Annotated in this window: 10 protein-coding genes; 2 read left to right on the forward strand and 8 right to left on the reverse strand. The window is 44.9% G+C overall.

Annotation, left to right across the window (positions count from 1 at the left end; translation table 11 throughout):
• From MHM99_RS09150 to MHM99_RS09165, 4 genes are all read right to left on the reverse strand, one after another.
• On the reverse strand, window positions 1-2,903 hold a 2,903-nt coding region (locus MHM99_RS09150; protein WP_275445504.1), incomplete at its 3' end, for a FimV/HubP family polar landmark protein.
• A 520-nt stretch (window positions 2,904-3,423) separates the two neighbouring features.
• Window positions 3,424-4,440 carry an aspartate-semialdehyde dehydrogenase gene (locus MHM99_RS09155; RefSeq protein WP_014979671.1) on the reverse strand — a complete coding sequence of 339 codons (1,017 nt, stop codon included), beginning with the start codon at window positions 4,438-4,440 and terminating at the stop codon, window positions 3,424-3,426.
• 29 nt (window positions 4,441-4,469) lie between these two features.
• A complete protein-coding gene (locus MHM99_RS09160) occupies window positions 4,470-5,672 on the reverse strand; it encodes a 4-phosphoerythronate dehydrogenase (protein ID WP_239219086.1) in 1,203 nt (400 codons plus the stop codon).
• A 237-nt stretch (window positions 5,673-5,909) separates the two neighbouring features.
• Entirely contained in the window at window positions 5,910-6,665 is a 756-nt protein-coding gene (locus MHM99_RS09165; RefSeq protein ID WP_239219088.1) for a class II aldolase/adducin family protein, read from the reverse strand.
• A 174-nt stretch (window positions 6,666-6,839) separates the two neighbouring features.
• On the opposite strand from MHM99_RS09165, the gene MHM99_RS09170 reads away from it, so the two are divergent.
• The gene (locus MHM99_RS09170; RefSeq protein ID WP_014979674.1) at window positions 6,840-7,529 is read left to right on the forward strand and encodes a Crp/Fnr family transcriptional regulator; all 690 of its coding nucleotides are present in this window, start codon (window positions 6,840-6,842) and stop codon (window positions 7,527-7,529) included.
• A gap of 41 nt (window positions 7,530-7,570) precedes the next feature.
• Here the strand turns inward: MHM99_RS09170 and MHM99_RS09175 are convergent, their stop codons facing one another.
• From MHM99_RS09175 to MHM99_RS09190, 4 genes are all read right to left on the reverse strand, one after another.
• Window positions 7,571-7,867, reverse strand: coding sequence for a type II toxin-antitoxin system RelE/ParE family toxin (locus tag MHM99_RS09175; protein WP_049589147.1), 297 nt, complete (start codon window positions 7,865-7,867; stop codon window positions 7,571-7,573).
• Window positions 7,864-8,094 (reverse strand): type II toxin-antitoxin system ParD family antitoxin, encoded by a 231-nt coding sequence (locus MHM99_RS09180; RefSeq protein ID WP_014976888.1) that lies wholly within the window; start codon window positions 8,092-8,094, stop codon window positions 7,864-7,866. Before MHM99_RS09180 ends, MHM99_RS09175 begins: the two co-directional genes overlap by 4 nt.
• A 352-nt stretch (window positions 8,095-8,446) precedes the next feature.
• Window positions 8,447-9,661, reverse strand: a complete 1,215-nt coding sequence (gene fabB, locus MHM99_RS09185) for a beta-ketoacyl-ACP synthase I (RefSeq protein WP_014949953.1) — start codon at window positions 9,659-9,661, stop codon at window positions 8,447-8,449.
• A gap of 293 nt (window positions 9,662-9,954) precedes the next feature.
• Window positions 9,955-11,520 (reverse strand): AMP-binding protein, encoded by a 1,566-nt coding sequence (locus MHM99_RS09190; RefSeq protein ID WP_239219090.1) that lies wholly within the window; start codon window positions 11,518-11,520, stop codon window positions 9,955-9,957.
• 223 nt (window positions 11,521-11,743) lie between these two features.
• On the opposite strand from MHM99_RS09190, the gene MHM99_RS09195 reads away from it, so the two are divergent.
• Window positions 11,744-13,018 carry a galactose oxidase gene (locus MHM99_RS09195; protein WP_239219092.1) on the forward strand — a complete coding sequence of 425 codons (1,275 nt, stop codon included), beginning with the start codon at window positions 11,744-11,746 and terminating at the stop codon, window positions 13,016-13,018.

Here is a 13,018-nt window from a genome sequence, read left to right on the forward strand (position 1 = left end):
ACTTCAAATTCTAGCTCTGATTCCGGCTCCGGCTCAGATTCAAGTTCCGTTTCTAGTTCAGGCTCAATCTCAGCGTCTTGTTCTGCTCCTATTTCAGTGTCAAACTCTGGCTCTGAATCTAGTTCTGACTCTGGTTCACCTTCGGCTTCCGCCTCTAGCTCTACTTCATCTTCCAAGTCGGCTTCAGGCTCAGCTTTTTCTTCTGCTTCTTGGTCTAGTTCTGTTTCAGAATCGAAATCCTGTTCGAATTCAGATTCAGAATCAGCTTCAAATTCTAGCTCTGATTCCGGCTCCGGCTCAGACTCAAGTTCCGCTTCTAGTTCAGGCTCAATCTCAGCGTCTTGCTCTGCTTCTACTTCAGTGCCAAGCTCTGATTCTAGTTCTGACTGCGGTTCACCTTCGGCTTCCGTCTCAAGCTCTACTTCATCTTCAATGTCAGCTTCTAGCTCAGCTTCTGGTTCTGACTCAAACTCGACTTCAGGTTCGAACTCTGCATCTGTTTCATCATCTGGTTCTATTTCAGACTCAAGCTCAGAAAGTAGCTCGTCTGTCAGCAAATCTACATCTTCACTGCTTTTAGATTCTTCAGCTTCTAGTTCAGCAAGCAACTCATCAGTTAGCGGGTCGCTAAAATCATCTTCGCTTGCATCTTCTTCATCGCCTTCAGGCGTTTCAAGATCTACGTCTTCTTCGTGAGCTTCAGGACTAACTTCAGGCTCGCCATCTAACTCTGCTTCAAGCTCTGCAAGTAGTTCATCAGTAAACGGATCGTCAAAATCACCTTCCTCATCGGATTGAGTAGGTAAATCGCTAGAAGCGCTTTCATCGAGCTCATCATCAGCTGAAGGCATTTGATCCGCTGAGGGCATTTGATCCGCTGAAGGCTCTTCAGCAAGCTCATCTTCCGCCTGTAGCTCAGCAATAAGCTCATCGGAAAGAGGGTCACTGAAGTCCGCGTTAGTTTCGATTTCGTCGGTGACTATTTCGTCTAAATCGTCGGTAATGGCATCAAGACTCTGAATAGACTGCGGCGACGGCGAAGAAGTTGTTATTTCTTCCTCGAGATCATCCTCGTCTTCGTCACCTTCTTCACCCAGGCCACCCATCATTTCGATTTGCTCAATTTCATTTAACAAATCGTCGGTGATTTTATCAATTTCTTTATTTTGCTGATTAATCTCGTCGTCGAGCTTGCTTAGCATATCCTCATTGATAAGGTCGTCATTGCTGTCTAGCTCATCAGTAAGACCTGCATCAACGCCGTGCTCTTCTAGCAAATCGTCAATACTGATTTCAGGCTTATCGTCCTCATCTTCTACGGTTGGCAAAGAAGAAACACTTTCTGTTTCTTCGTCAGCGTCAGATAAATCATCAACTGAGCTGGCAAGCAACGCGTCGATATCGTCTTCATCAACATTGTCAGATTCAGCAGTTCCTTTGACCTCAGCCAGTATGTCGTCAGGGTCTATATCGCCCGACTCATCTAGCTCATCACTCTCAAGTTCTGCCGCGTCTTGGCTTTGCACATCATCAAGCAAGTCATCAATGTCAAAATCATCGTCATCTGTCGATGCAGCCTCGTCAGCAACTTCCGTCTCTGGCTCGCTTTCATCGGCAGCATCTTCATCAAAGATGTCGTCATCCCCAGACAGGTCGAAGCCTTCAAGGTCGTCAGTGTCGTTTTCGTTTAATACTTTATCTGACAGGTCATCGTCATCAAACAGACTATCTAGTTCACTTTGATCAAGCTCATCATCGCCAGCTTCAAACAAGTCATCACTGCCATCGTCTGGCACCAACATGTCGTCTTCAAGGTCGGCGAAGGTTTCTAGTTCGTCATCTAGGCTTTCTTCTAAATCTGAGGTAAGTACGTCATCAAGTAGGTCGTCGTCATTGAACAAGTCATCATCTGACAACTCTGCTTTATCATCAAAGTCAGGGGCCAGTGCACTTGAAAGATCGCCAATGTCAGAATCAGGTACCGGCACTTCATCGTTATCGGCTGTAATCGTAGGTCCAGCCGCAGGCGCTTCGTCAGGCTTACTATTACGTTTTAGCAGCCACATGATAAGACCACCAACTAACAATAGTGACAGAATTGCAGAGCCTATGATTAGACTGAGTGGGCTGGTAAGTGCGCTTAAAAAAGAAGACTGCTTTTCTGCTTCGCGCTGCGCTTGCTCGGCCTTGATCATGTCGAGCAATTCTTGCTGAAGCGCCACTTGCATATCTAGTTGGCTCTTAACATCACCTTCCACTTGTCCACGCAAGGTTTCTAGTTCGCCATTAACGGCCTCAACACGCTCGTACAAGCGTCTGTTTTCGTTAAGAATAGCTTCAACATTTTCCAGTGAGGCTGCAAATTGCATACGCAGCTCGTCAAATTGTCGGGTTTGCTCCTGATCTAAGCGAGTGATTTTCTGCTCAATATCAGTTTGGGTTTGCGTTAAGTCTTGTTGATTGACTAAAGGCGATGCAGGCTTGATATTTCTTACGCTACTGCCGGGCTTATTAAGCATTTCAGCAAATGCCCTATCATCCTGCTCAGCGCGCATCTGGGCTTTTTGCTTATCAATTCTGGCGATATAGCGTTCTGATGGTAGCTTTAATACCGCACCATCAACTAATAAATTTAAATTGCCGTTTTCAAAGGCGCTTGGATTGAGCTCGTAAATGGCGGTCATAACCTGATATACGCTCAGGTTATTGTTTTGGCGATAGCGCTCAGCAATACGCCATAAGGTATCGTTGGCGTCGATAGGGCCATATTCTAGGCCTGAATACTGATCAGTTGCGTCTTTGGGACCTTTTAAGAAGGTAGCGCGTTCTTGTGCATCAACAGTGATAATAGGGCCAGACAAACAAAGTGTTAGTAAAAGTAAGCCCGTCAAATGCAATTTCATAGCAGTCCTATATGCCCTCAAGCGTCTTTACCACCCGAGACGTATGGGCGGATTTTCTAGCCAATCAGTACGGAAGAAAATATTGGCTTTTATTTTTATTCTTAAGCCACCTTGAAACCATTAACAATCAAGCCAGCGTTTTACAGTCTTTTTGAACTTAGCAGTAAGATTTATTTGCGCTTTATAGAATTCTTACCCTTCGCCTAAGTGTCTGACTGAGTATTGTTTTTAAGGTTGTTCTATTCCTAACTTTACAAACTATAAACCAGTTATTAAGGGTGATCTAGTTAGACAGTAGTATTGAAGCGCTCTAATGCTCAAATTTTCGCTAAAAACCGCCATTTCGTTGCTTCAAATACATTCACTCTATCGTGTTGAACACTGCCGCTTTGATGCATTAAATGCTTTTATCAATTGTAACAGGTAATGCCCCTTTCATTGCGTATCGGCAAGCACAGAAAAATGTTTACCTTTTCCTGTGCTTATCCGATTAATCAGAGGCTGTGTCTCTGTAGAATACTTATAAGTAGTCGCGAATAAGTGTCTCAGCAATTTGAATGCTGTTTGTCGCTGCACCTTTGCGAATGTTGTCTGACACTACCCATAGGTTTAAACCACAAGGGTGAGTAATATCATTCCTGATACGCCCTACATGCACAATGTCGTTGCCGCTAGCACTGCTTACTTGCGTTGGGAATTGCTCATTGCCGTCGTAAACTGTTACGCCTGGCGCATCGGCTAAAAGCTCTTTAACATGCTGCGCGTCTATTGGCGAACGCGTTTCAAGGTGAATGGCCTCAGCATGTCCGTAGAAAACCGGCACGCGCACAGCCGTCGCGTTTACCAAAATACTTTGATCGCCCATGATTTTTTGGGTTTCCCACAGCATTTTCATTTCTTCTTTGGTGTAGTCGTTGTCTTGGAATACGTCGATTTGAGGTATGACATTAAAGGCAATTTGGCGACTAAACGACTCTGGCTTTACTTCACGTGCGTTTAGCAAACCTGCGGTTTGTTTAGCCAGTTCTTCCATGGCTTCTTTACCTGCACCAGAAACTGACTGGTATGTGCACACGTTAATACGGTCAATACCAACAGCGTCTTGAATAGGTTTAAGTGCAACCAACATTTGAATGGTTGAGCAATTTGGGTTCGCAATAATGTTTCTATTGCGAAATTCTGCCAGTGCATGGGCGTTAACTTCTGGCACCACAAGTGGGATATCTGGCTCGTAACGAAACTCTGAAGTATTATCGATAACAATACAGCCTTCCTCTGCCGCTAGCGGAGCAAATTTTGCAGAAATGCTGCCTCCAGCTGAGAAAAAGCCAAATTGCACTAATGACCAGTCGAAATCATCAGCATCTAATACTTCAATGTCTTCGCCTTTAAACGACACGGTACTACCTGCTGAACGTTTACTGGCAAGCGGATACAAACGGTTTACCGGAAAGTCTCGCTCTTCTAATAGTTCAATCATGGTTTGGCCCACTAGACCTGTGGCGCCAAGTACCGCTACGTCAAACGCTTGCGACATAATGCTTTATGCTCCTAATATTAAAATAACTAAACCAGACTTACGTGAAAGCCCAGTTTGGTAAATGTGTCTTGGATTTGCTTACTGGTGTTTTTTGGCAAGTGTAACGCATAGGCGCTGCACTCGCGACGCACTCTGTATTGCTTGCGCAATGTAGAGAACGTATTTGCTATGTGTGTCTCTGGCGTTTCATTATGGCCTGACGCAAACGCGTTTCGCGTTATCTCATCGTCAATAGCTACATCATACACATTGTGGAATACGGCAATGAGATCCTCAACCGACAACCGCACCGCCTCAGGCGAATTTAACGCAACTTTGATCGGATTGGTTTTCTCTAAAAAGTCGCTAAGCACTTTGTCTGGGGCTTTGCCCACTACGTCACAAATTTGCTCGTAAATCATTTGCGTACCGCGCACTTTGCCTTCTACAGAGTGCCCCGCGATATGTGGTGTAACGAACCAAACATAGTCAAATAATGCTGTATTTATGGCAGGCTCATTGTCGAATACGTCGAGTACCACCGTTGGCGGTTTTTCACCTCGAAGTACACTAAGTAGTGCCACTTCATCAATAACCTCACCCCGGCATGCATTTATAAGCAGCTGGTTTGACGTTAATCCTTCCAGAAACGCTTCGTCTATCATCTGATATGTAGGATATTCGCCGCCTTTAATAAAAGGCACGTGAAGCGAGATAACATCGCACTTTGCTATTTGCGCTAAGTCTACAAATGACTGACCGTTATGCTCCTTCTTACCAGATTTTGCTAGCGCTTGCTGTAGCGGTGGGTCATACAGACAGTGTTTAACGCCAATTGCCATTAAAATTCTTGATAATGCAGTTCCCACATTACCAGCACCTACTATTCCCACTGTCGCATTATATAAATCGAGCTTTTGGGCTTTTTGCGCGTGCAGCAAAACACTCAACACGTACTCGGCAACCGCTACGGCATTACAGCCTGCTGCACTGCTATGCATAATACCCACGCTATCTAAATGCGTTTTATCTAGATGATTGGTCCCCGCCGTTGCCGTAGTAACAAACTTGAGCTTGCTAGCGCTGGTCAGCAGTTCAGGGGTAACCTTGGTGGTAGAACGTAGCGCAAGAATATCTACATCGCGCAGCATTTCAGGCACAAGAGATTGCCATGCATAGGTTTCAACCTCACCTACGCTATTAAGGTAATCGGTGCCAAACGGAATGGTATCTTCAAGAAGTATTTTCATGGCGCTAAGTGTACCTTAACTTAGGCTTTTAGTAACCCAGCGCCCTTGATTTATCTTGTCGGTGATTCGTTTAATTTACGTCATTTTGATGCACGTTTGGCCGCAACATTAAAGAGACGGCCGAAGTTCATACAATCCTTTAACACGGGAACGCTTGAAGCAAACCGCTTTAGCTCACGTTTTTTGTCCACTTCATCCGTTGCGAACGTGGTATTGGATAACGTTAACTTTAAATAGTTACTTGTCGTAACCAGGGAAACGGCGTTCAACGCGTCGTTTAATACCCGGCCATGCTAACGAACCACCAGCCTGCCGGGTGACTTGATCGGCTTGTGTACGAATGCCATCTAGAATTGCCGAATGAATTGGAATAAGCGGTTTGCCTGTGGCCTGCGCTTTTAACTGAATTTCACAGGCGCGCTGCATAATAAACATAAACAAGAATGCATCGGGAATATTGTCTGCACAGGTTAAAAGCCCGTGATTGCGCAAAATCATAAATTGGGTATCGCCAAGGTCGCGAACCAATCGCACTTTTTCTTCTGGGTTTAGCGCCACGCCTTCGTAGGCATGATAGGAAAGCGACGCCAGCGGAAAAAGCGACTGTTGCGAGTATGGCTGCAACCCTTCTTCTAAAATGGATACCGCCACACCTTCTACTGTGTGCAAATGCAGGACACATTTTGCATCGTCTCTAGCCTCATGAACAGCGCTATGAATAGTAAAACCTGCTGGGTTAATGTCGTACTCACTTTCCATTACCTTGTTACCGTGAAGATCAACTTTAACCAAGCTTGATGCAGTAACTTCATCAAACATTAAACCGTAAGGATTGATCAAGAAATGATGATCAGGCCCAGGAACACGGGCAGAAATATGGGTGAAAATAAGGTCGTCCCAACCATACATAGCAACTGCGCGATAACATGCGGCAAGGTCAACACGGGTTTGCCATTCTTCACTGCTAACTTTCGACTTTACTGAATCTGTCATAGATTTACTCTTTTAACGTACAAATTAATTTCATTTGAGGCGGGAGCCCTAGGTGGAAGGCTCGATACCTTGAACGTTTCAATTAAACTTCCACTAACTTTCTCTTACCACCTACATTACGCGCTGTAATTGCTATACACTGTCGCATATACGACATTGTAAGAAATTTGTTAAATGGAAAAATTTAAACCTGTTCTCGCTAGCTCTACTTGGTTTGGCGCGCTCCCACCCTATTTGCAGGAAGCCATGTTCGACAAGATGCGTCTAAAACACCTAAAAGCTGGGCAGCAACTGCATGCCAAAGGTGAAGACGGTGTCGGTTTTTATGGCGTATGCGAGGGCCGTTTAAGAGTTGTTACAGTGGGCGTGGATGGTCGCGAAATGCTATTTGCGCTACTGGGCCCCGGCACCTGGTTTGGTGAGATATCGATGTTTGACGACCTCCCTCGTACTCACGACAACTTCTGCGAGACAAATTGCACGGTGGCGATTATTCAAAAGAACGCGTTTAAAGCACTGCTTGAACAGTTCCCTGAACTCTACCCGCATTTTACTCGCCTTTTATGCACGCGCGTGCGCAGTGCGTTTCAGTTTATTGACTCAAGCGCGGGGCTTAGCCTTAAGCACCAGCTGGTAAAACGGCTTTTAATGCTTACCACCAGTTACGGTCAGCATTTGCCCAAACATAACGCGATTACACTTACCCTTTCGCAAGAGTCTTTAGCGCAAATGATAAATAGCAGTAGGCAAACGGTGAACCAGTTATTAGGTGAACTTCAACAAGAAGGTTTGGTAAAACGGCATTACGGGAAAATCACTATTCCCGAGCCAGATACCTTGTTTAGTCGTTATCAGTTTATTTGACTTGACGCTTCAGCCACATTACTGGGTCTTTCCTCCGTATTTCAATCGCATAGATGTATAGAGTATTTCATCTGTTGATGAAGTACCCTAATAACGAAAATGCCGTCATCGACTTTTTTATAGAAGACCATGTGCCTATGAACTGGCAGTTGAAAGTAATTCTTTCTGATATCCTCTGCTGAAGTACCGATACTAGGTTTTTCCGCCAGAATGACTAGAGCTTCGTGTAGGGCAACAAGATAGGCTTCAGCTTGAGTTACGCCATGAATATTGGCTGAATAATCGTAAATCCCGGAGATAACTTCCTCTGCTTTATTGGAGAGGGTATATTTATTCATTCTGAGGCTCGAGTTTTCTTAACTTGAATAATATCTAAAACATTCTTATCACTTTTCCCACTCAATTCACCTTCTATGAGAGCTAAGCTAATTGCCTCTCGCTCACTCTGATTGCGACGCACTAAATCGCGAATATAATCACTAGCATTAGCAAATTTGCCAGTTTTTACTTGTTCATCAATCCACGTACGCATTTCGTCAGGAAGCGACACATTTAAAGTTGCCATTGTCTATTTCCGAATGTCCACCATTTGCAAATTATGGCAAACATTGACAAAGATTGCCGATTGAGTAATGAAAGTTGGTTTAACCGATAGCTCAGAGCACTTAGTTAAACGACAAATTTAGCGTCACTCGAAACACTGCGCTTAATAAAAATTTGACATTCTGCTTCACGGACAAAACACACAATTACAATCGCTTAAGCGGCCGCTTCTGAAAACACAGGTTTTATTTAAAAAATACCAATAAAAAAGGGCGTAAACACAAGCACCCACGGTGCTCAGGTTTACGCCCTTTTGTCTTCTTTGAAACTTCTTAACTGAAGTTGAAAAAGCTTACTGGTTCAAGCGGTTTTAATTAACCGTTATAACGCTGCATAACAAGCGTTGCGTTAGTGCCGCCGAAACCAAAACTGTTAGACATAATTGTGTTTAGCGTTGCTTCACGTGCTTGGGTAACAATATCTAGCCCTTGTGCCGCGTCGTCTAGCGTGTCGATATTAATTGATGGCGCAATAAAGTTATTCTCCATCATCAACAAGCTATAGATAGCTTCGTTTACACCCGCAGCACCTAGTGCGTGACCTGTCAGTGACTTAGTTGCACTAATAGGTACGCCCGCTTGGCCAAACACTTCTTGAATCGCCGCAAGTTCCTTCACGTCACCTACAGGCGTAGATGTGCCGTGGGTATTCAAGTAATCGATTGGCGCATCGATATTTTGCATTGCCATTTTCATACAGCGAATTGCGCCTTCACCCGACGGTGCAACCATGTCGAAACCGTCTGATGTAGCGCCGTAACCTACTACTTCGCCGTAGATTTTTGCGCCGCGTGCAAGCGCGTGCTCAAGTTCTTCAACAACAACCATACCGCCGCCGCCTGAACTTACAAAGCCGTCGCGTGCTGCGTCATAAGTACGTGATGCCACAGCAGGATTGTCGTTATATTTAGAGCTTAGTGCGCCCATAGCGTCGAATTGGCTTGATAGTGACCAATGTAATTCTTCACCGCCACCGGCGAATACTACGTCTTGCTTACCAAGCTGAATAAGCTCTAGCGCATTACCAATACAGTGGGCACTCGTTGCACACGCAGAGGCAATTGAATAGTTCACGCCACGAATTTTAAACGGTGTCGCTAAGCAAGCCGATACCGTAGATGCCATACAGCGGGGAACCATGTATGGACCAACACGCTTAACGCCCTTTTCGCGAAGAATATCAGCAGAAAGCACTTGGTTTTCAGAAGACGCGCCACCTGAGCCAGCAATAATACCCGTGCGCTCGTTTGAAATGTCGCTTTCTTCTAAACCAGAGTCTGCAATGGCTTGTTGCATCGCCACGTATGCGTAGCCTGCCGCATCGCCCATAAAGCGCATAGCTTTACGGTCAATATGGTCTTTCAAATCGATGTCGATGTTGCCCCAAACTTGGCTGCGAAGGCCCATTTCGGCGAACTGTTCTGAAAATGTAATTCCAGACTTACCCGCTTTAAGTGAAGCAAGTACGTCTTCTTTATTTACGCCGATGCTTGATACGATACCAAGACCGGTGATAACTGCTCTTCTCATAGTTTACCCTTTGCGTTGTTGCGGCTTATGGTAACGATTTTGAATGGTAAAGTGGTCTGCTCTGCCAATTGCCATACTCAAATTTGCCAAACTTCAGCGTTGCAATACCTGTTTCAATTCTGGGCTTGTGTGTATAAACAGGTAGTTTCCCACTTCCCTTCTTTTTCGTTTTTGCCGTCTTCGTCTAAGCTTTCTTGTTCAGAATATTTCCAATGTAGCACGAATGCACAGGGTCATGACCAGCGTTAATTTATACCTTCACAAAACCTTCAAAATAGCTTTAGCGGTTTCTTTTATTGACCAAAGTGAGCTCTAAGTTTGTTCTTAAATATTTTACCCGTATCTTCTCTGGGCAGAGAATCGAGTATTTGCAACATTTTAGGCCACTTGAACCGCGCCAGTTTGCCATCTAAATACCCGTGTAGCGCATCAATCGACAGCGCGTTGTCGGGTGAGCATTGAACAGCCACCACCACTTTCTCGCCATACTCAGCATCAGGCACACCGAATACCGCGCAGTCTGCAACCTCAGGCATTTCGATGATGACGCTTTCTATTTCAGCAGGAAATATATTGGCGCCACCTGAGATGATCATGTCTTTTTTTCTATCGCAAATATATAAGTAGCCATCTTCGTCCACATAACCCATATCACCTAATGTCGTGAATTCACCAACATGTAAGTCGCTTTGCGTGCCCGTAGTATTGGTATATTTGAATGGCGCGAACATGGAAAGGTGCGCATATATAACGCCAACACCACCTACCTCGCACTCCTCTTTATCGTCGCTCAATATTTTAATCGCGGCACCGGGAATGGGCTTACCCACAGAATTTGGCTTATCTAATGCTTCTTGAGATGAAATTAGGGTCATAAAGCCTAATTCACTAGCACCATAAGATTCATAGAAAATTGGACCAAACCAGTTAATCATGGCTTCTTTCACATCGCTTGGCAGTGCGGACCCGGTTGATAAGGCAAATCGCAAGCTTGAAGTGTCGTATTTGCTTCTTATCGACTCGGGCAGTTTAAGTAGCCTCACCATCATGGTAGGAACAATATAGGCGTGAGTCAGCTTAAACCGCTCTATGTCTTGTAAAAAGCGTTCGGGGTCGAATTGAGGCTCAATGTATACATCAATATTGCCCGCTGCTAAACAGCAGAGCGTAAGCGCGTGTGGTGCACTGTGATAAAGCGGTGCCGAGACGAAAAAGCGATCACCTATTGATAGCTGCATTAACGCTTCAGACAGCCCTTTAAATATTAAATAAGGGTCTGGCCGCGTTAGGTCTTCATCTCGCTTAATACCTTTGGGTTTTCCGGTGCTGCCAGATGTGTAGGGAAACATGCCCTTAAAGCGTTTTGGCGGTTCATCGTGGCGCGTTGCGTTTGGGGCAGCTAATAGCGTATCAAGACACTGGTACTGTTCCCCAGTTTTCGCCTCTGATGCTAACAGTGAATTATCTGTTAAATGATAGCGCTCTAAAATACTTTCCGGCGTTTTAATCGTGTATATCGCAGACAAGGTGGGAACTTGTAATAAGGTTTGGCGGTCATTCTCACCCTTTAATAAATCGCGATGAGCGAACAGCACTTTAGCGCTGCAGTCGTCTAAAATAGGCAGAAGTTCGGCAACAGGGCTGTGCCAATTAAGCAGAACATAGCGCGAACCTACATATCGGCATGCCTCTACTATTTCAAATATATCGACGTGGTTTCGCATAAGAATAGCTACCACATCGTTATCGCACACACCTTGCTCAGCCAGTGCACGTGCGATGATACGTGCACGATCATCCATTTCGTTTCTAGTGCGTTTGCAAATGCTTTGACCACATTGGTGAAACACGCCCGCCATACCTTCTCCCTGAACTATCCTCAATAGACTTAGCGCTAAATTTAACAAAATATTTACAACAGCAATTAAATAAACGTATTGTTTTTACTGATAGATTGTTATTTGCAGAAGCAATATGAAAAGAAGAGTTTTAAGCAGGCACAAACTTTTGCGGAAAAACAAAAAGGTGACAGGTAGAATACGCCGCCAAACGTTCGAAATTTAGATAAAACTGAAGATTGCTGTGTTAGTAAAAAAGCCAAGAACCATTGCTCTACGCATTTTTCAAAGTGCGGTACCCCGACTTTCTTTCGTGGTGGCTGCCTTTATTATTGCTTCTGCAGCGACTGTCTCAGTAACAGCTGCGCCTATCGTCCTCCCCGCGCTACCAGAGCCAGTTTCAAACAATGCCGTAGCTTCTGTAACCATCGACGACACACAATATGTATTTAGTTTTATGGGGCTGGGCAAAGGCAAGACCCATAAAGACGTGCACAACCGTGCTTGGCAACTTGTTATCAACAACAAAGATAAACCTTTGCAATGGCAAGCCCTTACCCCAGTTCCATCCAGCCTTGTGCTTAAAGGCCGTTTAGCCTCCGTAGCAGTGGGCGTTAATGACAGCATTTATATTTTTGGCGGTTACACGGTTGATGAAGATCACAATGAAATTAGTACCCCAGATGTTTATAAATACGCTCCTGTAACAGGGGAGTATAAGCTATTAACGCCTATGCCCGTGCCCGTTGATGATGCAACTGCTTTAGTTTACCAAGACCGTTACGTGTACTTAATTTCTGGCTGGCACAACGATGGGAACGTAAATCTTGTGCAGGTTTATGATACGCAAACCGGCCAATGGCAACAGGCGAGCCCTTTTCTTGGCAGTCCGGTATTCGGACAAGCTGGCGGCATCGTTAACAGCACTATGGTAATTTGTGACGGCGATTCTGTAACACCGCACAGCGATAAACGCCGCAGCTTCGAGCCAGAAACCGCCTGCTTTAAAGGTGAAATTGACAAGGAAAATCCATTCAAAATTAATTGGCGTACGCTTGACCATCCAACGGGTACTGCGCGCTATCGCATGGCGGCAGCGGGCGATAAGGACACCAGTAAAATCTATTTTGTGGGCGGTTCGACTAATCCGTACAACTACAATGGCATTGGCTATAATGGCGAACCTTCAACTGCAGATGACGCCATATGGACCTTTGATATTGCCGAAGACACTTGGGTTATCTCGAAAACAGAAGCTGAAGTGCCTACAATGGATCACCGCGGGTTAATTAACGTTAATGGTTCTTGGAGCACCATTGGCGGTATGCTTGGCGCACAGCTCGTGACCAGTAAAGTAATCCCGCACTTTTCAACACTCGCAGAAGTGTCTTGTTTATCTAAAAGGCAGGCTAGCTCTGACGTTTCAAAACAAGCATCGGATGGGCAAGCTATTGAAGTAGTGAAAACTGCCTCCAATTCAAAGTGCCAACACAACGACGACATAAACGGAGAAAAATAA

Origin of the sequence: Alteromonas sp. MmMcT2-2 (assembly GCF_022348305.1) — a bacterium.
In the GTDB taxonomy this organism is placed as follows: Bacteria; Pseudomonadota; Gammaproteobacteria; order Enterobacterales; family Alteromonadaceae; genus Alteromonas; species Alteromonas macleodii.